The organism is bacterium (genome assembly GCA_019637795.1).
GTDB lineage: Bacteria > Desulfobacterota > Binatia > HRBIN30 > CADEER01 > JAHBUY01.
This window is the reverse complement of the sequence record JAHBUY010000004.1, coordinates 110,659-132,518: the sequence shown is the minus strand read 5'-3', so window position 1 is coordinate 132,518 and position 21,860 is coordinate 110,659. Positions and strand designations below refer to the sequence as shown.

The window sequence follows — 21,860 nt, the reverse complement described above, 5'->3', positions numbered from 1 at the left end:
GCGGGCGAGGGAACCTGGTTTGACAAACGTTCGTTTGGCGCAGTAACTCCCGCCCGCACCGCAACGTCAGGAGGAGTCACAGCATGAGCGCGCCAGGCGCGGTGGAACCCATGTACCAGGAACAGGTCATGGAGTTCCCGTACAAGCATTCGACCGGCGAGACGGTGGGGCGGTTCCTCGCCGGGCTGAAGGAACAGCAGACGATCTGGGGGCATCGCGTCGCCGGGCAGGGTGTGGTCGTGCCGCCGATGGGCTACTCGGAGATTGACGGCCGCGGCGGCGGCGAGTGGGTGGCGGTGAAGGACACCGGCGTCATCACCGCCGCGGCGATCGTGCACCACCCGATCGCGCGGCTGCATCCGTTCGAGCAGCCGTTCGCCTTCGTGCTGGTGCGGCTCGACGGCGCCGACACGGCGCTGGCCCACGTGGTGCGCGACGACCTCGGCAAGGTGAAGGTCGGGGCGCGCGTGCAGGCGGACTGGAAGCCGGACGGGGAGCGGGTCGGCAGCGTGCGCGACATCGCCGCCTTCCGCGTCGTCGGCTGAGCCGCAGGGGAGCACCATGCAGGAACCGCCCAAGGAACCGGTCAAGTACGTCGAAGCGAACGTCTACCTGCCGTACCGCTACATCGCCGGCGACTACCGCGCCCGCGCCATGCACGGGCTGAAGGAGAAGAAGTTCATCGGCTCGAAGGACTCGAAGACCGGCAAGGTGTTCGTGACGCCGCTGGTCAACTCGCCGGAGAGCTTCGCGCCCTGCACCGAGTTCGTCGCCCTCGAAGGCCGGGGCGTCGTGACCACCTTCTGCATCGTCAACATCCCAGTCATCGGCCGCGACCTGCAGTTGCCCTATGTCGCCGCCTCGGTGGCGCTCGATGGCGCCGACATCTCCATCTTCGCCGCCATCCAGGAGTGCGCCGTCGCCGACGTGCGCATGGGCATGCGCGTCGAGGCGGTGTGGAAGCCGGACGGCGAGCGCACCGGCTCCTTCGACGACGTGCTCTACTTCCGGCCGACCGGCGAGCCCGACGCCAAGCCGGAGACCTACCTGAACAGACTCTGAAGAATTTCACCGCAGAGACGCGGAGGGCGCGGAGATGACCTGCCAGGTCCGCCATCTCCGCGCCTCCGCGTCTCTGCGGTGAAGAGGATTGAGGATATGACTCAACTTCGTAACGTCGCCGTCGTCGGCTTCGCGCAGGCGCCGATCGTCGCCCACGATCCGCACCGCATGGCGAACGAGATGCTCTACCCGGTGGTGCGCGAGGCGCTGGCGCAGTGCGGAGTCGAGCGCGACGCGATCGACTACCAGACCGCCGGTTCGGCCGATTACATCGACGGCCGGCCGTTCGGCTTCGTCGCCGCGCTCGACGTGATGGGCACCTGGCCGCCGCGCCAGGACTCGCACCTCGAGATGGATGCGGCGTTCGCGGCCCATTACGCCTGGATCCGCATGCAGGCGGGCGAGTGCGACACCGCGATGGTGGTCGGCTATGGCAAGGTCTCGGAAGGGCAGCCGGAGCGGGTGCTGAACCTGCAGCTCGATCCCTACTACCTGGCGCCGCTCGGCCTCGGGCCGCTGTCCACCGCGGCGCTGCAGGCGAGCGCCTACATGGCGCGCAGCGGCGCGACGGACGCCGATTTCGCCGCCTGCGCGGCGCGCAACCGCGCCGCCGCGGCGAGGAACCCGCACGCCCAGGTGCGCGACCCGGCCCCGGCGGCGGCGCTGCAGCAGACGCCGTGGGCCGTCGAGCCGCTGCGCCAGGGCTACGTGGCGCCGGTGGGCGAGAGCGCCGTCTGCCTGATCCTCGCCGCCGAGGGGAGGGCCGAGGCGATGTGCCGAGCGCCGGCGTGGATCCACGGCGTCGATCAGCGCGCCGAGCTGCAGTCGCTGGGGGCGCGCGATCTGTCGCGCAGCGCCAGCGCGACGCTGGCGGCGGAGAAGGCGCTGGCGATGGCGGGCCTCGGCAGCGCCGCCGACGTCGACCTGGTCGAGCTCAGCGCCGCGACGCCGGCGGAGGAGATGATCCTGCGCGAGTCGCTGCGCTTGCCGGCGCAGGGCGACGGCAGGCCGGCGATCAATCCGTCCGGCGGCGCCATCGCCGGCAACCCGATCATGATGACCGGGCTGATCCGCCTCGGCGAGGCGTTCAGGCAACTGAGCGGCGGCGCCGGCGAGGCCGCGGTGCCGAACGCGCGCCGCGCCATCGCCCACGCGGCACAAGGGCATTGCCTGCAGCAGAACCTCTGGTTCGTGCTCGGGCGCGAGCGGAGGTGGTCGTGAAGCGTCCCGTCGCAGTCGTCGGAGTCGGACAGACCAAGCACAGCGCGCGGCGCGCCGAGGTCAACATCGCCGGCCTGGTGCGCGAGGCGGTCGATCGGGCGCTGCTCGACGCCGGCCTCGAACACGGGGACATCGACGCCGTCGTCATCGGCAAGGCGCCGGACATGCTCGAGGGCGTGATGCAGCCCGAGCAGTTCCTGATCGGCGCCATCGGCGGCCATCTCAAGCCGGTGGTGCGCATCCACACCGCCGGCTCGGTGGGGGCGACGACGGCGCTGGCCGGCGTCACGCACGTCGCCTCGGGTCTCTTCGACCGCGTGCTGGTGATCGCCTTCGAGAAGCAGTCGGAGGGGAACGCCATGTGGGCGCTGTCGCCCAACATGCCGTTCATGCCGCCGCTGGTGGCGGGCGCCGGCGGCTACTTCGCGCCCTACGTGCGCGCCTACATCGCCCGCAGCGGCGCGCCGGCGCACATCGGCCCGATGACCGCCGCCAACGCCCGCGCCAATGCCGGGCGCAACGAGTACGCCCACCTCACCGAGCCGATGACGGTCGAGGACGTGCTCGAGTCGCCGGTGCTGTGGGATCCGATCCGCTACCTCGAGACCTGCCCGTCGTCGGACGGCGCCGTCGCCATGGTGCTGGCCAGCGCCGAGCAGGCGAAGAAGGGGCCGCGGACGCCGGCGTGGGTGAAGGGCGGCGCCTCGTACGCCGAGGCGATGTGGGTGCCGGGCCGCGACCAGGTGAACCCGCTCGCTGGCCGCACCTGCGCCAAGCACGTCTACGACCAGGCCGGCATCACCGACCCGTGGAACCAGATCGACACCGCCGAGATCTACGTGCCGTTCGCCTGGTTCGAGGCGATGTGGCTCGAGAACCTCGGGTTCCGCCCGCTCGGCGAGGGGTGGAAGGCGGTCGAGCGCGGCGACGTGAAGATGGGGGCGCATCTGCCGATCAACCCGTCGGGCGGCGTGCTCTGCACCAACCCGATCGGCGCCTCCGGCATGCTCCGCCTCGCCGAGGCCGCCCTGCAGGTGATGGGCCGCGCCGGCGCCCACCAGGTCGAGGGCGCCAAGACGGCCCTCGGTCACGCCTACGGCGGCGGCGCGCAGTACTTCGCGATGTGGGTGGTGGGCAGCGAGCTGTAGTCCGTTCGCGCCAGTCGCGGTCCACGACCCTCATGACCGGCGGCGCGCGTCTTGACAAACAAACGTTTGGTCGACTACAGGCGCCGACATGAGGGCCCGGTCGGCGGCGCGGCGGCCGCGGGAGCTGCGCGCGACGCGCGATGTGATTCTCGATGCGGCCGAGCGGCGCTTCGCCGAGCGCGGCTTCGCCGGGGTGTCGGTGCGCGAGATCGCCAGCGATGCCGGCCTGAAGAACCAGGCCAGCCTCTACCACCACTTCAAGAACAAGAAGGCGCTCTACGAGGCGGCCCTGGAGCGCGGCCTGGCGCCGATCATCGAGCTGGTCGCCGGCAGCGAGACGGCGGGGGATGCCGCGGATCCGGTGCTCGACCGCATCGTCGACTACCTGGCCGACCGGCCGCACCTGCCGCGGCTCATCCAGCGCGCCGGCCTCGATGACAGCAAGGCGCTGCGCGGCAGCGTCAGCCGGCTCCTCGCGCCGCTCTACAACAGCGGCCTGCGCGTTCTCGCGGGCAGCAGCGGCGCCTGGGCGGAGTCGGAGATTCCGCACCTCGCCGCCGGCCTCTATCACCTGATCTTCGGCTACTTCGCCAACGCGGCGCTGCTGGAAGCGGTGCTGCCGGACGATCCGCGCAGCCCGGCCGCGCTGCAGCGACAGACCCATTTTCTCAAGGTCGCCGTGGCGCGTCTGCTCGGCGGCGAGCCGGCGCCGGCACGCGTGGCGCGCGGCGCGAGCAAAATCCACTGACCAGGAGACCGATTGCCATGCCGCTGTCCGACATCGACCTCGCCAATCCCGACCACTACCAACAGAACGGTCCGCCGTACGCGATGTTCGACGCCGTGCGTCGCGAGGCGCCGGTGTTCTGGCATCCGGACAAGGAGACGCCGGGATTCTGGGCGCTGACCCGCCACGCCGACGTGGTGTACGTCTCGAAGAATCCGCAGCTCTTCTCGGCCGCGAAGCGCTCGGTCTTCCTCTTCGAGTCGAGCGAGGAGGATCTCGCCAACCTGCAGATGATGCTGGTCAATCGGGATCCGCCCAATCACACCAAGCTGCGCCGCCTGGTGAGCCTCGGCTTCACCCCGCGCCGCATCGCCATGCTCGAGGAGCGGGTGCGCCTGCGCGCCAGCGAGATCATCGATCGCGTCGCGCTGCGCGGCACCTGCGAATTCGTCACCGACCTGGCGGCCGATCTGCCGCTGCAGGTGATCGCCGAGCTGGTCGGCGTGCCGATGGAGGACCGCGGCAAGGTGTTCGAGTGGAGCAACAAGCTGATCGGCTTCGACGACCCCGAGTACGTCGGCGACCGCGCCGAGCAGCGGCAGACGGCGATGGAGGTCTACCTCTACGCCAATCAGCTCGCCGAGCAGCGGCGACAGCAGCCGGCGGACGACCTCACCAGCGTCCTGATCCACGGCGAGGTCGACGGCGAGCGCCTCAGCGAGATGGAGTTCGACCTCTTCTTCCTGCTGCTCCTGGTGGCCGGCAACGAGACCACCCGCAACGCCATCTCCGGCGGCATGCTGGCGCTCATGCAGCATCCCGAGCAGCGGGCTCGGCTGCTCGCCGACCCCGGCCTGATCCCCACCGCTACCGAGGAGATCCTGCGCTGGGTGTCGCCGGTGAACTGCTTCCGCCGCACCGCCATGCAGGACGGGGCGATCGGCGGCCAGGCGGTGCGCGAGGGGGACAAGGTGGTGATGTTCTACCCGGCCGCGAATCGCGACCCGGCGGTGTTCCGCGAGCCGCACGCCTTCGACGTCGGGCGCACGCCGAACGAGCACGTCGCCTTCGGCATCGGCACCCACTTCTGCATCGGCAACGCGCTGGCGCGGCTCGAGATCAAGGTCATGTTCGAGGAGCTGCTCCGCCGCCTGCCCGACATCGACCTGGCGGGCCCGGTCGAGCGCCTGCGTTCGAGCTTCATCAACGGCATCAAGCGCATGCCGGTGCGGTTCACGCCCGAACGCCTGCGCCGCAGCGCCTAGCGCGAGGTCGGCGGATGGCGCGGCTCACCGGCTGACCCGCGCCATCCGCCGTCGCGGCTCAGGCGGCGCGCCGGCGCATCGCCACCCAGGCGACGCCGACCAGCACCAGCGCCCCGATCGCGAGCGCGAGGGGCGACGCCGCCGGCGCCGGCACCGGATTGCGCCGACAGAACGCGCTCGACGTGCCGTCGGTCGCGTCGACGTCGCCCGGCGTCGTCGCGGTCGCGGTGTTGACCATCACCGGCGGCGCGTTGCCGGCGACGGCCAGGGTCACGGTGATCGTCGGGGCGCTGCCGCCGGCGTTGAGGATGGCGCCGCGCACGCAGACGAGCTGCGTCGGCGTCGAGCCGCCGCAGTCCCAGCCGCTGCCGGTCGCCTGCACGAAGGTGAGGCCCGCCGGCAGCGGGTCGGTCACGGTGATCGCGCCGGCAGTCGCCGTCTCGCCGATGTTGCGCACCGCCAGCAACATGGTGGTCGTGTTGCCCGGCCGGCAGAGGCCCGGGAAGGACTTCCGCAACTGGATGTTCGGCGCCACCACCGGCACCGGCGTGTTGTCGCTGAACGTCTCGGTCGGCGTCGCCGACGCGGTGTGGATCGGAGTCGCGGTGGTGGTCGGCGTGTTCACCGGCGTGTTGGTGTTGGTGCTGACCGGGGTGTTGGTGGCGGAGGCGGTGGCCGTGGCGGTGTTCTGCGGCGTGCTGGTCGGGGTGTTCGCGGGCGTGTTGGTGGCGGTGTTGACCGGCGTGTTGGTGGCCGTGGCGGAGGCGGTGGCCGTGGCGGTGTTCTGCGGCGTGCTGGTCGGGGTGTTCGCGGGCGTGTTGGTGGCGGTGTTGGCCGGCGTGTTGGTGGCCGTGGCGGAGGCGGTGGCCGTGGCGGTGTTCTGCGGGGTGCTGGTCGGGGTGTTCGCGGGCGTGTTGGTGGCGGTGTTGACCGGCGTGTTGCTGGCCGTGGCGGAGGCGGTGGCCGTGGCGGTGTTCTGCGGGGTGCTGGTCGGGGTGTTCGCGGGCGTGTTGGTGGCGGTGTTGGCCGGCGTGTTGGTGGCCGTGGCGGAGGCGGTGGCCGTGGCGGTGTTCTGCGGCGTGCTGGTCGGGGTGTTCGCGGGGGTGTTGGTGGCGGTGTTGACCGGCGTGTTGCTGGCCGTGGCGGTGGCGGTGGAGGTGTTCTGCGGCGTCTTGGTCGGGGTGTTGACCGGGGTGTTGGTGGCGGTGGCCGTGGAAGTGTTCTGCGGCGTCTTGGTCGGGGTGTTGACCGGGGTGTTGGTGGCGGTGGCCGTGGAAGTGTTCTGCGGCGTCTTGGTCGGGGTGTTCGCCGGGGTGTTGGTGGCGGTGGCGGTGGAGGTGTTCTGCGGCGTCTTGGTCGGGGTGTTGACCGGGGTGTTGGTGGCGGTGGCCGTGGAAGTGTTCTGCGGCGTCTTGGTCGGGGTGTTCGCCGGCGTCTTGGTGACGGTAGAGCTCGGCGTTCTGCTCGCCGTTGCCGTGCCGGTGGCCGTGTACGTCGATGTCGCGGAGCTGGTTCGGGTCGGCGTCACGGTTGCCGTCGCGGTGGGCGTCTGTGTCTTCGTCGGCGTGAGAGTCTTCGTGGCAGTGGCCGTGGCGGTCGCGGATGCCGTCCGCGTGGCCGTTGGCAGCGTGCACGACTGGCAGGCGGGGCCGAGTGTCGAGACCGAGCCGCATGCCGTCCCCGCCTTGAAGGCGAGCGAGCTCGCGCCGGTCGCGACATTGCCGGCGAACGTGGCGGTGAACGTCTGACAGGTCGGCGGGCTGTCGCCGCAGGCGCTGTCGAAGCCGACGTCCCACTTGAGGATGGGGCTGATGCCGCTGGCGCACGTCGGGTCGCTGCTCCTGATCGGCCCGGGCGATGCGCTCACGAGCGTGAGGTCCTTGCAGATGCCGGACGAGAGATCGAGCACCAGGTGGCTGAGCGCGTGCGCGCCGCACGAGCAGCCGGCGGTGGCGCCGCGGCACACCTGCCAGCGGAAGGTGGTGTTGGTGCCGTCGTAGCTGCCGGCGCTGGTCGGCTGGCCCGACGCGTCGACGAGCGTCACCTGGAAGCCATTGGTGCTGCAGACGGTGGAGCCGGGACACGGGGTGACGGTGGCTTGCGCGTCCCTGGCCAGTCCGACGAGCACGAACGCCACGGCCGTGAACACCGTGACCACCAATCCAACGACATCGAATCGCACGATCGCCTCTCCCAAAAAACGCGCCCTGGTTTTTCGCGTAACGCTAGGGAGCGCGCCGGCGACTTGCAATAGATAAATCCACATCAGTCAACATAAATGAAAGCATATCGTCATATGCAACATCTGCCATGCGAGCTGACTACCCGTTACCTGCGAGATGGCAGGCGAGATCGCTGGCCGGCTGCGGCGTCGCGCGGCGGATGGCTCGTTGGCGCCGCGCCTCGGCATCGCCGCGAGCGATCACTTCAACGGCCGGTGCGATCGGCTACGGTGCGGGTGGAATGCCGCCTCCAGACGCGATCCGTCCGCTCGGCGATGCGACCTGGGAGGTGCCCGCGAGCTGGCGCCAGGGCATGCGGGTGCCGATCCGCGTCTTCGCGACGCCGCCCCTGCTCGAGGCGATGGATGACGCGGTGTTCGCGCAGGCGGCCAACGTCGCCTGCCTGCCGGGCATCGTCGGCGCCAGCTACGTCATGCCGGACGCGCACTGGGGATACGGTTTCCCGATCGGCGGCGTGGCGGCGATGGACCCGGAGGCGGGGGTGATTTCACCGGGGGGAATCGGCTTCGACATCAATTGCGGCATGCGCCTGGCTCTCACCGACCTGACGCTGGACGAGGTGGAGCCGCGGCTGCGCGAGCTGGTCGACGGCCTCGCCGACCGGGTGCCGGCCGGGGTCGGCTGCACGGGATTCGTCCACCTCTCGGCGGCGGAGCTCGACGCGGTGTTGCGCGAAGGCGCGGGGTGGGCGGTGCGGCGCGGCTTCGGCACGGAACACGATCTCGCCTGCACCGAGGAGCGCGGCTGCTTCCCCGGCGCCGACCCGCGCGCCGTCAGCGCCCGCGCCGTCGCCCGCGGCGAGCGGCAGATCGGCACGCTTGGTTCCGGCAACCACTACCTGGAGATCCAGGTGGTGCGCCCGGAGCACGTCGTCGACCCGCCGCTGGCTCGCCGCCTCGGCATCACGCGCCCGAACCAGATCGCGGTGATGTTCCACTGCGGCAGCCGCGGCTTCGGTCACCAGGTGGCGACCGACTACCTGCAGGAGTTTCTCGCCGTGATGACCCCCAAGTACGGCCTGGCGATCACCGATCGCGAGCTCGCCTGCGCGCCGTTCCGCTCGCCCGAGGGCCAGCGCTACTTCGCCGCGATGGCCTGCGCCGCCAACATGTCGTTCGCCAACCGCCAGGTCATCCTGCACCGGATCCGCGAGGTGTTCGCGGCCGTGATGGGTCGCGACATGGCGGCGCTCGGACTGCGCATGCTCTACGACGTCGCGCACAACACCGCCAAGCTCGAGACGCACATCGTCGATGGCCGGCGGCGCCGCCTGCTCGTGCACCGCAAGGGCGCGACGCGCGCCTTCGCCCCCGGCGCCGACGGTCTGCCGGGGGAGTACGCCGCGACCGGCCAACCGGTGATCATCGGCGGCAGCATGGAGACCGGCTCGTACCTGCTCACCGGCGTGGGGAGTGGGGAGGCGAGCTGCTTCAGCACCGCCCACGGCAGCGGCCGGACGATGAGCCGGACCCGCGCCAAGCGGCAGTATCGCGGACGCGATCTGCAGCGGAGCATGGCGGCGCGCGGCATCTACGTCCGCAGCGCGTCCTACGCCGGCCTGGCCGAAGAGGCGGGCGGCGCCTACAAGGACATCGACGCCGTCGCCGAGGCGACCGAGCGCGCCGGCCTGAGCCATCGCGTGGCGCGGCTGACGCCGATCGGCAACGTCAAGGGCTGACCGCGTGCCCTTCGCCTGGCTCGAGGACGCGGTCACCAGCGACGTCACCTTCCGCGCCTGGGGGCCGACGCTCGACGCGGTGTTCGCCGCCGCGGTCGAGGCGACGACGGCGGCGATGGTCGCCGACCTCGGCAGCGTGCGCGCCGTCGAGCGCCGCTCCGTCGCGCTCGCGGCGGCGTCCCTCGATCTCCTGCTGGTGCGCCTCCTCGACGAGGTGATCTTCCTCAAGGATACGGCGTCGCTGCTGCTGCGCCCCGAGCGCGTGACGGTGGATGCCGGGGCGAGCCCGCGCCTCGCTGCCGTGCTGGTTGGCGAGGTGATCGATCCGACGCGGCACGCGCTCATCACCGACGTGAAGGCCGTGACCTGGTACGGGTTGCGGGTCGAGCGGATCGGCGACGCCTGGGAAGCGCAGGTGACCCTCGACGTATAGCCGTGGCTATGCCACCGGCCACCCGGCGTCGAGCAGCTCGCGCCACATCGCCGGCAAGCGCTCCAGGGCATCGCGCACCGCGCCCCGCAGCCCGTCGCGGTCGCGCGCGCCGGCGCCGCCGACCGACAGCCACACCACCTGAGGCTCGGTGATCGGGGCGCCAATGCGGCTGGCGAGGAGACAGGTGGCGTGGTCGATGTCCGGTCGCTGCGCCAGCTCGGCGGTCAGGCGGGTCGCCCAGGCGTTGTAGAGCTTGCCGACGTGCGACACCGGGTTCTTGCCGGCCATCGCCTCCAGGCTCATCGGCCGGCCGGGGGTGATGAGGCCGTTGGCACGGTTGCCGCGCCCGACCTGGCCGTCATCGCCGGCCTCGGCGCTCGAGCCGGTGACGGTGAGGTAGAGCTGCCCGGCCGCGGGGCGGTCGGCGGCGTTGACCACCACCCGCGCCGGTTCGACGCCGAGATCGGCGGCGAAGCCGCGCACCAGCCCGCCCACCGCCGCGCGCGCCTCCTCGTACTGCGCCAGCGAGGCGATCTGCGCCGCGATGAACGCCACGGCGACGGTGAGCTCGACGGCATCGTCCACCCGCACCGCCAGCACCTTCACGTCCTCGCCGAGGAACGGATGCGCGGCGAGCGTCCGGTCGTCGGTGAGCATTCGTTCGACCGCCAGGACCACCTGCTCGGTGCGGCTGAGCGGCGCGAAGCCGCAGCCGATCGACGTGTCGTTCGCCGCCGGGACGGTGGCGGCGTCGGCGAAGAGCCCGGCCAGCGCGCTGCTGGTCGGCCGCAGCAGCGATGCGACCTCGAGGTGGCGCGCGGCGTCGAGGCGCCGCAGCGCCGTGGTGAAGACGGCGCGGGTCGCGGCGTCGGCGATCGCGTCGACGTCGAGTGGCGCGCCGGCCGCCGTCATCGTCGCGCGGCCGACGTGGATCATGCGCATCGGCCGGGTCACCTCGCCGCCGCCGAGCTCGGCGCGCGCGCTGCCGCCGCACAGCACCGCCTTGTCGACGTTGTGGTGGAGGACGCGGCCGGCCCGCTCCAGGTAGGCGCGGCAGAGTGCGGCGCTCAGCGCCTCCGCGGCGCGGTCGCAGAGCGTATCGGGGTGGCCCCGGCCCTTGCGCTCGACGATCTCGACCCGCGCGCTCGCCGGTCCGCCATCGCCCGCCGGTTCGATCAGGATCCGCATGTGTTCGTCCGTCCCCGCGCCGAGGGTCCGCTCCGTTCCGGTGCCCCGATCCCGGCCCGTGCCGTCGCCCTGCCGAGGGCACCGGCACGGGCCGAGCGGCGCGATCGGCGTTCAGTCGTCGGTCGGCTCCGCCGCCGTTTCGGGCGCTGCGCGAGCGAAGGCGCGCAGGCCTTCGGCGAGGGCGCGCAGGCGTTGCGCGGCGGCGTGGTGGATGGTGCCGGGTTCATCGACCCGGCCGGCGACCTTGCCGGTCAGGATCGCCAGCGCGTCGTCGAGCGTGTCGACGGCGTAGACGTGGAAGGTGCCGGCGCGCACGGCGTCGAGCACGTCGTGATCGAGGATCAGGTTGTCGCGGTTGCGGGCCGGGATGATCACGCCCTGCCGTCCGCTCAGGCCGACGACGCGGCAGACGCGGAAGAATCCTTCGATCTTCTCGTTGACGCCGCCGATCGGCTGGACGGTGCCGAACTGGTCGACGCTGCCGGTCAGCGCGAGGTCCTGGCGGATCGGCACCTCGGCCAGCGCCGAGATCAGCGCCGCCAGCTCGGCGAGGGAGGCGCTGTCGCCCTCGATGCCGCTGTACGACTGCTCGAAGCAGACGCTGGCGGCGAGCCCGAGGGGGAAGTCGCGGGCATAGGTCTGGCGCAGATAGGCGGCGATGATGAGCACCGCCTTGTCGTAGGCGCGGCCGCTGAGCTTGGCCTCGCGGTCGATGGCGATGACCCCGGCGCTGCCCATCGACACCACCGCGGTGATGCGCGACGGTCGGCCGAACGCGTAGCCGGAGACGTCGAGCACGGCGAGCCCGTTCACCTGGCCGATGCGTTCGCCCGCGACGTCGACCAGCAGGACGCCGTCGTGAATCAGCTCGCGCAGCTTCGCTTCGATGCGGTCCGAGCGGTACGTGCGCTGCGCGATCGCCTGCTGCACGTCGGCGGCCTCGACCGCCGCGGCGTCGCGCCGGCGGGCCCAGAACGCCGCCTCCCGCATGACGTCGGCGACGTCGCTCCACTGGCTCGGCACCTTGCGCCGATCGCCGAGCTGGCGGGCCGCCTGCTCGAGGAGGCGGGACACGGCGTCGGCGCGGAACGGCGGCAGGTGTTCGGCGCGCGCGAGGCGCGCCATCTGGGCGACGGCGTTGCGGCGCGCCGCGTCGCTGTCGGCCTCGTCGCCGAAATCGGCGCGTATCTTGAACGTCTCGCGAAACTCCTCGTCGAGCGCGTGCAGGATCTGGAACGCCTCCGGCGGACCGGTGAGCACGACCCGGGTGTCGATCGCCATCGGCTCGGGCTTGAGGACGGCGGTGGCGAAGAGGGCGAACGGGTCGTAGGTCTCGATCTCGACGTGTCCGGCGGCGAGCGTCTGCTTGAGCGCCCGCCACACCAGGGGCTCGGAGAGGGCGTCGAGCAGGTTGATGATCACGCAACCGCCGTGGGCGCGGAGCAGCGCGCCGGCGACCACGCGGGTGAAGTTGGTGACCAGCTTGCCCTGCCGATCCACCATGCGCTCGATGGCGCCGAAGAGGTTCTTGTAGGTCGGCGAGGTCTCGACGATCACCGGCGGACCTTCGGCGCCGCTGTTGTCGACCAGCACGTTCACCGCGTAGGCGAGCAGCGCGTCCTCCTCGGCGCCGGCCATGAAGAAGGCGAGCGGCGGCGGCGGGGGCGGCTGGTCCTGGAAGAGGCTGAGGTGGTCGAGCGCGTGCGCCTTCACTTCCGCCAGCCAGGCGCGCACGTCGGCGCCGGCATAGCGCTCCGTCAGCTCGTCGAAGATCGGCGTGATCGCCTCGTCGGCGACCCGTCGCTCGGCCTGGCGCACCTCGCGGCCGAGCAGGCGCATCAGCGCCTGCTGCTCGCGCATCACCGCCTTCACCTGGCGCGCCAGCTCGCGCTGCCGGCGGCGCAGGTCGGCGCGCTCCTCGTCGCTCAGCTTCTCGCTCTCCTCCGGGGTGATCGGCCGGCCGCCGCGCAGCGGGATGAACATGACGTCGCCGTTGGGCGCCTGCTGCAGCGCGAATCCGGCCTGTGCCGCCTGCTCGTCGAGCCGGCGGCTGATGGCCTCGCCGCGGCTGCCGAACTGCTCCGAGAGCCGCTCCTTCTCCTCCTCGAACGTCTCGCTGCGGAAGGTCTTGGGCAGGAGCTGTCGCAGCTCCTCGACCATCTCCTGCATGTCCTGGCGCAGGCGCGCACCCCAGCCGGCGGGCAGCGACAGGGTGCGCGGGCGATCCGGGTTGCGGAAGTTCTGCACCAGCACGCGATCGCCGGGAGTCGGCTGCCCAAGCGTGAAACGGCGCAGCAGCGCCGCCAGCTCGGCGGCGCGATGGGTGCCGGTCAGGCCGGTGACGAAGATGTTGTAGCCGGCGTGGCGGACGCGCATGCCGAGCTCGAGGGCGGCGAGGGCGCGCTCCTGGCCGGCCCAGTCGCCGTCGGGGGCGACGTCGTCGGTGGTGGTGAAGTCGAGCGGCGCGGTGGTCCGGTAGCACAGCGCGTCGTACGACAGCGGCGCCACCGGATCGGCGGCGCGCAGCGGCGTCGCGGGCGGGGTAGGGCGGGTCATCGCGGCGGCCTCGCGCGCAGGCGGACGCGGACGTGCAGCGTCCCGTCCTCGAACTGGGCCTCGAGGCCGACCACGTCGGCATCCTCTGGCAGGGCGACGATGCGTTCGGCCGCGCTGCTCGATGCCTGCCCGCCGACGCCATGCCGGGCGCGCACCACCAGCCGGTGCTCCTCGATGGCCACGGATACGTCCTGGCGCTCGCCGGCTCGCACCGGGACGGCGAGCGCCAGCTCGGTCTCGCCGGCGCGCGGCCGCGGCGGGTGGTGCGGTCGCGCCCACGGGTCGCGCACCAGTTGCTCGAACAGGCGGTCGATCTCGTCGATGAACTTCGGTCTGCTCATGATGGTCGCGGGGACTCTAGCCGAGCGACCCGCCTGCCGTCACCGTCGGCGATGCGCCCGCCCTCGGCTGACGTCGAGCAGGCTGAACGCTGACATTGGTCATCGACCACGACGAGCGCCTGGCGCAGAAGAACCGCCATTCGAGAGCGCGAACCACAGTTCACAGCCAAGGGGGCCTGAATGGAGTTCGGAATCTTCTCCCAGATGCACGTGCCGGACAACGAGGACGAGCATACGCGCTTCAAGCGCAGCCTCGAGGTGTCGCTCGCCGTGGACGCGGCGGGCTTCAAGTACGACTGGTCGCCGGAGCACCACTTCCTCACCCACTACTCGCACCAGCCGAGCCCCGAGGTCTACCTGAGCTTCGTCGCGGCGCGGACGCGGCGCATCCACGTCGGCACCGCCATCGTCAACATCACCGCCAAGGTGAACCATCCGGCGCGGGTGGCGGAGCAGATCGCGGTGCTCGACCACCTGAGCGAGGGGCGGATCGAGTTCGGCACCGGGCGCGGCTCCTCCACCACCGAGTGGGCGGGCTTCGACATTCCGGCGGCCAGCGAGACCAAGCCGATGTGGCGCGAGTCGCTGGAGCAGATCCCGCGCATGTGGCGCGACGAGCCCTACAGCTTCCAGGGCCGCTACTTCCGCATGCCGGAGCGCAACGTGCTGCCGAAGCCGTACTCGAAGCCCCATCCGCCGATCTGGGTGGCGTGCTCGAGCCCGCAGACGTTCATCGAGGCCGGCGAGCTCGGCCTCGGCTGCCTCTGCTTCACCTTCGGCGCCCCGGACGAGATCGCGGAGCACGTGCGCAACTACAAGCAGGCGGTGGCAGGCTGCCGCACGCCGATCGGCGCCTACGTGAACGACAACATCGCCGTCACCACCAACATGTTCTGTCTCGACGACGGCGACGAGGCGCGCCATCTGGTGGCGCGGGCGCGCACCGAGCACTACGGCGAGCTGTTCCTGCAGTGGCTCGACTCGTTCCCGCGGCCGCCGCACCTGCCGCGCACCGGACCGGTGAAGCTGCCCGCGCCCACCCCGGCCGAGCTGAAGGAGCGGCTGGCGCGCGGCGCGGCGCAGTACGGCTCGCCGGAGGAGATCGCCGAGGTGATCCGCCGCTACGCGGCGATCGGGGTCGACCAGCTCATCTACTCGCCGCTGACGATGTCGATGGACCAGCGGAACGTGCTGCGCTCGATCGAGACCTTCGGGCGGCGCGTGCTGCCGCTGTTCGACACCGACCCGGTGCACCGCACCACACGGCAACGCGAGGCGGCGCTGGCCGCCGCCGCCTGAGCGCCACCAGACGAGGAGACATCGCATGGGCATCAACGGTTATCGCGTCATCGACGCCGACGGCCACGGCGGCGAGCTGCCCGATTGGCAGGCGCGCATCCCGGCCGCGCTCGGCGACAAGCTCGCGGCCTGGAAGGAGCGCTGCACCCAGCACTACGCGCGCCTCGCCATTCCCGGCGGCGGTCTCGCCCGCCAGGGCGATCACTACCGCAACACGTCGGCGGTCACCCGGGCGGAGATCCGGCCGGGGATGTTCGATCCGGCGGCGCGCCTGGCCGACATGGACCTCGAGGGCATCGACGTGACGGTCAACTTCACCGGCGGCGCCGGCGAGGAGTGGGCGCTGCTCGACCGCGAGCTGGCGATCGCCGTCTGCCGGGCGCTCAACGACGCCAAGGCGGCCTTCAACCGCCACGCGCCCGACCGCTTCAAGGGCGTCGCGATCGTGCCGATGATCGATCCCGACGCCGCGGCCGCGGAGCTGCGGCGGGCCGTCAACGAGCTCGGGCTGGTGGCGCTCGTCACCCGCCAGCACGTGCGCGACAAGAACCTCGACGACCCGTCGTTCGACGTGTTGTGGGCGGAGGCGGAACGGCTGAACGTGCCGGTGTGCCTGCACGGCGGCGGCCAGGCGCCGGACCAGGTGCCGATCGCCGTCGACCGCTTCCATTCCCGCCTGACGGTGCACGCGCTCACCCATCCGCTCGGCAACATGATCGGCATCATGTGCTTCACCGTCGGCGGCATCCTGCACCGCTTCCCCTCGCTGCGGGTCGGCTTCATGGAATCGGGCTGCGGCTGGCTGCCGTTCTGGCTCGAGCGGCTCGACGAGCACTGGGAACGCATGCCGGAGCAGGCGCCGGGGATCGACCGCAAGCCGAGCGAGTATTTCCTCGACGGCCGCTGTTTCATCGGCTGCGATCCCGACGAACGCACGCTCGCCGCCACCGTCCAGTTGCTCGGCGACCGCCGCATCGTCTACGCCTCCGACTACTACCACTGGGACTGCCGCTTCCCCGACTCGGCGCGGCTGATCGCCGAGCGCACCGACCTGAGCGAGGCGAGCAAGCAACGCATCCTGGCCGAGAACGCGCGCCAGTTGTACGCCCTGTAGCTCCGGCCGCCACGCCGTCGCGCAAGAGAAAGGACCGTCGCATGCCCGCCCTCCGTCTCGTCGATGCCGACGCGCATGTCGTCGAACCGCCCGATCTCTGGGCGACGTGGTTGCCGCCGCGGTTCCGCGATCATCCCGACACCCCGAAGCTGGTGCGCGACGTCGAGGGCGGCGACGCCTGGCAGTTCGGCGCCGGCGCGCCGCCGGCGCCGCTCGGCATCTACACCGCGGCCGGCAAGGCGCCGGAGGAGATCAAGTGGACGGGCGCGCGCTACGACGCGGTGCGTCCCGGCATGTTCCGCGGCCGCGAGCGGCTGGCCGACATGGACGCCGACGGCGTCGACGTCGCCGTGCTGTTCGGCTCCGCCCGCCCGATGGGCCTCTTCCTGCGCAGCCGCGAGCGCGACTTCCACCTCGCCGGCTTCCGCGCCTTCAACGACTTCGTCTGCCAGGACTTCGCCGCCGCCGATCGCCGCCGCCTGGTGCCGCTCGCGTACATCCCGGGTCTCGGCGTCGAGGCGGCGATCGCCGAGCTGCGCCGCGCCCACGCCCAGGGCGCGCGCGGCGCCGCGCTGATGTGCTGGCCGAGCGCCGGCGACACCTGCTCCCCCGCCGATGATCCCTTCTGGGCCGCCTGCGAGGAGCTCGACGTGCCGGTGATCGTCCACGTCCGCCTGATCTCGGTGCGCTCGGCGCCGCCGCCGCCGACCGGCAAGCAGGGCGGCGATCTGCCCGGGCTCTCGACCACCGGCCTGCTCGACATGCCGCTGGTGATCGCGCGGATGATCTTCGCCGGCGTCTTCGAGCGCTTTCCCCGCCTGCGCGCCGGCTTCATCGAGGCCGGCGCCGGCTGGGTGCCCTACCTGCTGCAGCAGATGGACGACCGATTCCGCCGCAATCGCCACTGGACCGGCTGCGATCTGAGCCTCCTGCCCAGCGAGTACTTCCAGCGCAATTGCAAGGTGAGCTTCATGTACGACCCGTACGCGGTGCAGAACCGGCACGCCTGCGGCGTCGAGACGCTGATGTGGTCGAGCGACTACCCGCACCACGGCACCGACTGGCCACATTCGCGCCGCGTCATCGACCAGACCTTCACCGGCGTTCCCGAGGCGGAGCGCCACCGCATCCTGGCGGGCAACTGCGCCGAGCTCTTCCGCCTCGAGGGCGCCTAGGGCGCGGGCGCCGGCGCCGGCTCAGTCCAACGCGTCGCCGGGCGCGGTCGGGTCGCCCGCCGGCGTTCGCCCGAGGGTGAACGAGAACGTCGCGCCCTGGTCTGGCGCCGCCTCGGCCCAGACGCGGCCGCCGTGGCGGTGGACGATGCGCTGGACGATCGCCAGGCCGACGCCGGTGCCCTCGAATTCGGACTGGCTGTGCAGGCGTTTGAAGACGCCGAACAGCCGGTCGACGTAGCCCATGTCGAAGCCGGCGCCGTTGTCGCGGACGAAGTAGACGACCTCGCCCTGCTCGCGCCGGCTGCCGATCTCGATGCGCGCCACGGCGCGCGGGGTGGTGTACTTGAAGGCGTTGCTCAGCAGGTTGAGCCACACCTGGCGGAGCAGCGTCGGGTCGGCGTCGCCGGGCGGCAGCGCGCCGAGCGCGACCTCCACGGCGCGTCCGACGGCGAGCGGCTGCAGGTCCGCCAGGACCTCGCGCACCAGCCGCGCCATGTCGACCGGCCGGCGCAGCAGCGCCTGGCGGCCGAGGCGCGAGAGATTCAGCAGGGCGTCGATCAGCGCCCCCATGCGCTCGGCGGCCCCCTGGATGGTCGCGAGATGGGCGCGCGCTTCGCCCGGGAGCTGAGAGGCGAAGTCGTCGAGCAACGCCTGCGAGAAGCCGCGGATGCTGCGCAGGGGGGCGCGCAGGTCGTGCGACACCGAATAGCTGAAGGCCTCGAGCTCGCGATTCGCCGCCTCGAGCTCGCCGGTGCGCTCGGCGACCCGCTGTTCGAGCTCGCCGTGCAGCCGGCGGCGCTCCTCCTCGGCGCGCTGCCGTTCGGTGACGTCCTGCTTGACGGCGATGAAGTGGGTGATGGCGTCGCCGTCGCCGCGCACCGGCGTGATCGTCATCTCCTCGGTGTAGAGGCTGCCGTCCTTGCGGCGGTTGACCACCTGCCCCTCCCAGACGTCGCCGGCGGTGATGGTCTGCCAGATCCGGGCGTAGAAGGGGGCGTCCTGGACGCCCGACTTGAGGAGACGTGGGTTGCGCCCCAACACCTCGCCGAGCTCGTAGCCGGTCAGGCGCGTGAACGCCGGATTGGCCCACACGATCGCGCCGCCGCGATCGGTGATCACGATGGCATTGGCGGCGGCGCGCAGGGCGGTGGTCTGGATGGCGGTGCGGACGTGCGCCTCCTTGGCCTCGGTGACGTTGTCGAAGACGACGATGAAGTCGTCGCCGCCGGCGGCGTACACCGATGCCGTCACCCAGATCCGCAGCGAGCGCAGGTACGTCTCGAAGCGCTCCGCCTGTCCGGTGGCGACGACCCGCGCGTAGGTGTCGAAGACCGCGGCGTCGAGCGTCAGGAGCTCCGGCACGACCTCGCTCGCCGTCCTGCCGACGACGTCGCTGATGCCGGTCAACCGCGTGCACGCCTCGTTGACCTCGAGGTGGAGGAAGTCGCGCGGCACGCCGTCCACCCGGACCAGGCGGCACAACGCGCAGCCATCGAGCATGTTCGCGAACAGCGCGCGGTAGCGGCTGTCGCTGATCCGCACCTGCTCCTCGGCGCGGCGCAGCTCGCTGAGGTCGAGGGCGTAGGCGACGCGGGAGGCGACGGCGCCGGCGTCGTCGCGAATCGCGGTGACGTCCATCAGCACCGGGAAGCGCGTGCCGTCCTTGCGCTGGTGGACCGTCTCGTACGTGAGGTGGCCGAGGCGGTCGATGCGCTGCAGCCGCGCCGGCAGGGCGGCGCGCTCCTCGGGGGGATGGAGCGCCGCCACCGGCAGGCCGACGAGCTCGTCCGGCCGGTAGCCGCGGCGGCGGGCGAAGGCGGTGTTGACGGCGACCACCGTGTTGGTGGCGGCGTCGGCCCAGGCGGCGTCGATCTGGGCGGCGTCGAAGACGGTCCGCCAGCGGGCGGCCTGCTCTTCCAGGTGCCGGCGCTCGGTGACGTCGATCGCGATGCCGTGCCACAGCACGCTGCCGTCGTCCTCGCGCGCCGGCATGGTGTGCGCCTCGACCCAGCGCTCGCCGCGGCGCGGGTTGAGCACCCGGAAGACCTCCTGCCAGGGCGTCATGCCACGCGCCGAGTCGGCGATGCTGGCGTGGACCCTGGCGACGTCGTCGGGGTGGATGCGCGCGAAGACCGGCGCCGCGTCGTCGCGCACCACGGCGGGGTCGAGATCCCAGATGTCGCGCATCGCGGCGCTGGCGTAGGGCAGGCTGCTGCTGCCGTCGGGATGCAGGCGGAAGGAGCAGATCATGCCCGGCGAGGTCGCCGCCACCTTCTCGAGCTGCGTCTGCAGCGCTACGCGCTGCCGCAGCAGCTCCTCGCGTTCGCGGTGCTGGGTGACGTCGCGCCCGATGCCGAGGACGCCGAGCACGGCTCCGCCGGCATCGCGCACCGGCGTCTTGATGGTCTCCAGCAGCACGCGCCGGCCGTCGGCCGCGAGGGTGACCCATTCGTCGTTGGTGTTGGCGCTCCCCTTGGCGAGCGCCTCCCGATCCTTCTCGCGGAAGAAGCGCGCCAGCTCGGGGTCGGCCAACAGCTCGAGATCGGTGTGGCCGACGATCGCCGCCTGCGGCCGGCCGACCATGCGTTCGAAGGCGGCGTTGCAGGCGAGGAAGACGCCCTCGGGGTCCTTCATCCACACCATGTCCGGCAGGCTGCGGATCAGCGTCGCCAGGAGCTCGCGCTCGTGCTCGAGATCGGCCTGGGCGCGGCGGCGTTCGGTGATGTCGAGGGCGATGCCGACGGTGCGGATCGCCCGCCCGGCGGCGTCGCGCACGACGCGGCTGTGCGCCAACACCCAGCGCACCGAGCCGTCGGACCACACGATGCGCAGCTCGGTCGGAGCCGGCACGTCGTCGTCGAGGGCGGTGTCGATGCGGCGCAGAACCATGGCCCGGTCGTCGCGATGGACCACCGACAGGAAGGCGTCGAGGCTCGGGCGCGTGCGCTCGCGGCTCAGGCCCAGCATCTGCCAGACGCTGTCCGACCAGTGCATCGTGCCGCTGGTCAGGTCCCACTCCCACGTGCCCATCGGCGCGGCGCCCATGGCGAGCCGCATGTGCTCCTCGCTCTGGCGCAGCGCGGCATCGACCCGCTTCTGCTCGCCGATGTCGCTCTGGATGGTGATCCACACCTCGCCGTGGTCGGGATGGTCGAAGGTGGAGATGCTCACCCGTGTCCACAGCTCGCTGCCATCGCGCCGCCGATTGCGGGCTTCGCCGCTCCATTCGCCGCGTTCGCGCAGGGCGCGGGCGATGACGTCGTCGGCGGCGTCGCTCGCCGCGTCCGCCAGCTCGAGGACGCTGGCCGGCTGGCCGAGCAACTCGCCGGGGCCGTAGCCGAACATCTCCTCCAGTTTCGGGTTGGTATGGACGATGGTGCGGTCGCTGGCGCGGACGAGGGCCACGCCCTCGGCGAGGTTGGCGATGATCGCCGCCTGCAGGCGCAGGGTGTCCTCCATCCGCCGCCGGGCGGTGACGTCGCGGCCGTTGATCAACACGCCGCGGATGAGCGGGTCGTCGAGCAGGTTCTGCACCGCCGTCTCGATCACCCGCCACGAGCCGTCCTTGTGCCGGACGCGGAACTCCGCCACGCCGTACGACTGCCGCTCGCGCAGGCCGGCCTTGAGCCGCGTGGCCAGCGCCGGCAGATCGTCCGGGTGCACGAGCTCGAAGGCGCTCGTGCCGAGGAGCTCCTCGGGGGTGAAGCCGCAGACGTCGACGTGCGACGGGCTCACGTACTGGTAGATGCCGTTGGCATCGAGCACGGCGACCTGGTCCGAGGCATTCTCGATCAGAGCGCGGTAGCGCTCCTGCGCCGCCCGCAGCGCGGCCTCGGCGCGACGGCGGGCGCGCCGCTGCTCGGCGTCGCGCAACTCGCGGTCGATCGCCGGCGCCAGGCGCGCCAGGCGCTGCTTGCTGACGAAATCGCACGCCCCGGCGCGCATCGCGGTGACGGCGAACTCCTCGCCGACCTCGCCCGAGACGATGATCACCGGCGTGTCGACGGCCGCGTCGCGGATGAGCGCCAGGGCCTCGGGAGCGCCGAAGCCCGGCATCTTCCAGTCGCAGGTGATGACGTCCCAGGATCGCTCGAGGGCTCGCGACAGCGCGGCGGCGGTGTCGACGCGTTCCCACGCCGTCTCATAGCCGCCGCGGCGCAGCTCGCGCAGCAACAGGAGCGCGTCGGCCTCGCTGTCCTCGATCAGCAGGACGCGGAGAGGAGACGCGGAAGCGCGCTCGGTCGCGCCGCCGGCCCCCGTGGTCAGCATGGCCCGGTCGCTCAATGGCCCGGGCTCCCCGGCGCGCTGCCCGCGTGCCGCTCCGCTGCCTTCATCGCTGCCTCGACGCCCTCCGCCGGCAGAGGGCTCAGCTTCATCCCACACGTCGTCTCGCCAGGCAGCAAGCAACAG

At 71.8% G+C, this 21,860-nt stretch carries 16 protein-coding genes; 11 read left to right on the top strand and 5 right to left on the bottom strand.

Annotated features, from left to right (window positions below; translation table 11 throughout):
* Positions 1-83: 83 nt before the first annotated feature.
* The 6 genes from KF840_14625 to KF840_14600 all read left to right on the top strand — a co-directional run bounded on the left by KF840_14625 (position 84) and on the right by KF840_14600 (position 5,423).
* The gene (locus KF840_14625; protein ID MBX3026140.1) at positions 84-545 is read left to right on the top strand and encodes an OB-fold domain-containing protein; all 462 of its coding nucleotides are present in this window, start codon (positions 84-86) and stop codon (positions 543-545) included.
* Between the two features lie 16 nt (positions 546-561).
* Positions 562-1,062, top strand: coding sequence for an OB-fold domain-containing protein (locus KF840_14620; protein ID MBX3026139.1), 501 nt, complete (start codon positions 562-564; stop codon positions 1,060-1,062).
* 96 nt (positions 1,063-1,158) lie between these two features.
* Positions 1,159-2,283: a lipid-transfer protein gene (locus KF840_14615; protein ID MBX3026138.1), complete on the top strand. Its 1,125-nt coding sequence runs from the start codon at positions 1,159-1,161 to the stop codon at positions 2,281-2,283.
* On the top strand, positions 2,280-3,431 hold the full coding sequence (locus tag KF840_14610; protein MBX3026137.1) for a thiolase domain-containing protein: 1,152 nt from the start codon (positions 2,280-2,282) through the stop codon (positions 3,429-3,431). The genes KF840_14615 and KF840_14610 overlap by 4 nt, the downstream gene beginning before the upstream one ends.
* Before the next feature lie 88 nt (positions 3,432-3,519).
* The gene (locus KF840_14605; protein ID MBX3026136.1) at positions 3,520-4,179 is read left to right on the top strand and encodes a TetR/AcrR family transcriptional regulator; all 660 of its coding nucleotides are present in this window, start codon (positions 3,520-3,522) and stop codon (positions 4,177-4,179) included.
* A 17-nt stretch (positions 4,180-4,196) separates the two neighbouring features.
* Entirely contained in the window at positions 4,197-5,423 is a 1,227-nt protein-coding gene (locus tag KF840_14600; GenBank protein ID MBX3026135.1) for a cytochrome P450, read from the top strand.
* Between the two features lie 58 nt (positions 5,424-5,481).
* On the opposite strand, the gene KF840_14595 is transcribed toward KF840_14600, so the two are convergent.
* The gene (locus tag KF840_14595) at positions 5,482-7,605 is read right to left on the bottom strand and encodes a hypothetical protein (protein MBX3026134.1); all 2,124 of its coding nucleotides are present in this window, start codon (positions 7,603-7,605) and stop codon (positions 5,482-5,484) included.
* A gap of 281 nt (positions 7,606-7,886) precedes the next feature.
* Between KF840_14595 and KF840_14590 the strand changes: the two genes are divergently transcribed.
* Together KF840_14590 and KF840_14585 are read left to right on the top strand one after the other, a co-directional pair.
* Positions 7,887-9,344 (top strand): RtcB family protein, encoded by a 1,458-nt coding sequence (locus tag KF840_14590; protein ID MBX3026133.1) that lies wholly within the window; start codon positions 7,887-7,889, stop codon positions 9,342-9,344.
* Between the two features lie 4 nt (positions 9,345-9,348).
* A complete protein-coding gene (locus KF840_14585; GenBank protein ID MBX3026132.1) occupies positions 9,349-9,777 on the top strand; it encodes an archease in 429 nt (142 codons plus the stop codon).
* Positions 9,778-9,783: 6 nt separating this feature from the next.
* Here the strand turns inward: KF840_14585 and KF840_14580 are convergent, their stop codons facing one another.
* From KF840_14580 to KF840_14570, 3 genes are all read right to left on the bottom strand, one after another.
* Positions 9,784-10,965, bottom strand: a complete 1,182-nt coding sequence (locus tag KF840_14580; GenBank protein MBX3026131.1) for a methionine adenosyltransferase — start codon at positions 10,963-10,965, stop codon at positions 9,784-9,786.
* Positions 10,966-11,076: 111 nt separating this feature from the next.
* Positions 11,077-13,521: an AAA family ATPase gene (locus KF840_14575; GenBank protein MBX3026130.1), complete on the bottom strand. Its 2,445-nt coding sequence runs from the start codon at positions 13,519-13,521 to the stop codon at positions 11,077-11,079.
* The gene (locus KF840_14570; GenBank protein ID MBX3026129.1) at positions 13,518-13,862 is read right to left on the bottom strand and encodes an Hsp20/alpha crystallin family protein; all 345 of its coding nucleotides are present in this window, start codon (positions 13,860-13,862) and stop codon (positions 13,518-13,520) included. The genes KF840_14575 and KF840_14570 overlap by 4 nt, the downstream gene beginning before the upstream one ends.
* A 180-nt stretch (positions 13,863-14,042) precedes the next feature.
* Between KF840_14570 and KF840_14565 the strand changes: the two genes are divergently transcribed.
* From KF840_14565 to KF840_14555, 3 genes are read left to right on the top strand one after another with little or no spacing between them, the layout of a single operon-like run.
* Positions 14,043-15,161 carry an LLM class flavin-dependent oxidoreductase gene (locus KF840_14565; GenBank protein MBX3026128.1) on the top strand — a complete coding sequence of 373 codons (1,119 nt, stop codon included), beginning with the start codon at positions 14,043-14,045 and terminating at the stop codon, positions 15,159-15,161.
* A 25-nt stretch (positions 15,162-15,186) separates the two neighbouring features.
* Complete coding sequence (locus tag KF840_14560; protein MBX3026127.1) at positions 15,187-16,275, top strand: amidohydrolase family protein; 1,089 nt, start codon at positions 15,187-15,189, stop codon at positions 16,273-16,275.
* A gap of 41 nt (positions 16,276-16,316) precedes the next feature.
* A complete protein-coding gene (locus KF840_14555) occupies positions 16,317-17,450 on the top strand; it encodes an amidohydrolase (GenBank protein MBX3026126.1) in 1,134 nt (377 codons plus the stop codon).
* Between the two features lie 21 nt (positions 17,451-17,471).
* Here the strand turns inward: KF840_14555 and KF840_14550 are convergent, their stop codons facing one another.
* Entirely contained in the window at positions 17,472-21,719 is a 4,248-nt protein-coding gene (locus KF840_14550; protein MBX3026125.1) for a PAS domain S-box protein, read from the bottom strand.
* Between the last annotated feature and the right edge of the window lie 141 nt (positions 21,720-21,860).

Bases quoted from the DNA above. Each gene is read 5' to 3' on its own strand.
- KF840_14560 (MBX3026127.1), top strand. From the start codon at position 15,187: ATGGGCATCAACGGTTATCGCGTCATCGACGCCGACGGCCACGGCGGC.
- KF840_14625 (MBX3026140.1), top strand. From the start codon at position 84: ATGAGCGCGCCAGGCGCGGTGGAACCCATGTACCAGGAACAGGTCATG.
- KF840_14570 (MBX3026129.1), bottom strand. From the start codon at position 13,862: ATGAGCAGACCGAAGTTCATCGACGAGATCGACCGCCTGTTCGAGCAA.
- KF840_14590 (MBX3026133.1), top strand. From the start codon at position 7,887: ATGCCGCCTCCAGACGCGATCCGTCCGCTCGGCGATGCGACCTGGGAG.
- KF840_14615 (MBX3026138.1), top strand. From the start codon at position 1,159: ATGACTCAACTTCGTAACGTCGCCGTCGTCGGCTTCGCGCAGGCGCCG.
- KF840_14580 (MBX3026131.1), bottom strand. From the start codon at position 10,965: ATGCGGATCCTGATCGAACCGGCGGGCGATGGCGGACCGGCGAGCGCG.
- KF840_14600 (MBX3026135.1), top strand. From the start codon at position 4,197: ATGCCGCTGTCCGACATCGACCTCGCCAATCCCGACCACTACCAACAG.
- KF840_14575 (MBX3026130.1), bottom strand. From the start codon at position 13,521: ATGACCCGCCCTACCCCGCCCGCGACGCCGCTGCGCGCCGCCGATCCG.
- KF840_14550 (MBX3026125.1), bottom strand. From the start codon at position 21,719: ATGCTGACCACGGGGGCCGGCGGCGCGACCGAGCGCGCTTCCGCGTCT.
- KF840_14605 (MBX3026136.1), top strand. From the start codon at position 3,520: ATGAGGGCCCGGTCGGCGGCGCGGCGGCCGCGGGAGCTGCGCGCGACG.
- KF840_14565 (MBX3026128.1), top strand. From the start codon at position 14,043: ATGGAGTTCGGAATCTTCTCCCAGATGCACGTGCCGGACAACGAGGAC.
- KF840_14620 (MBX3026139.1), top strand. From the start codon at position 562: ATGCAGGAACCGCCCAAGGAACCGGTCAAGTACGTCGAAGCGAACGTC.
- KF840_14555 (MBX3026126.1), top strand. From the start codon at position 16,317: ATGCCCGCCCTCCGTCTCGTCGATGCCGACGCGCATGTCGTCGAACCG.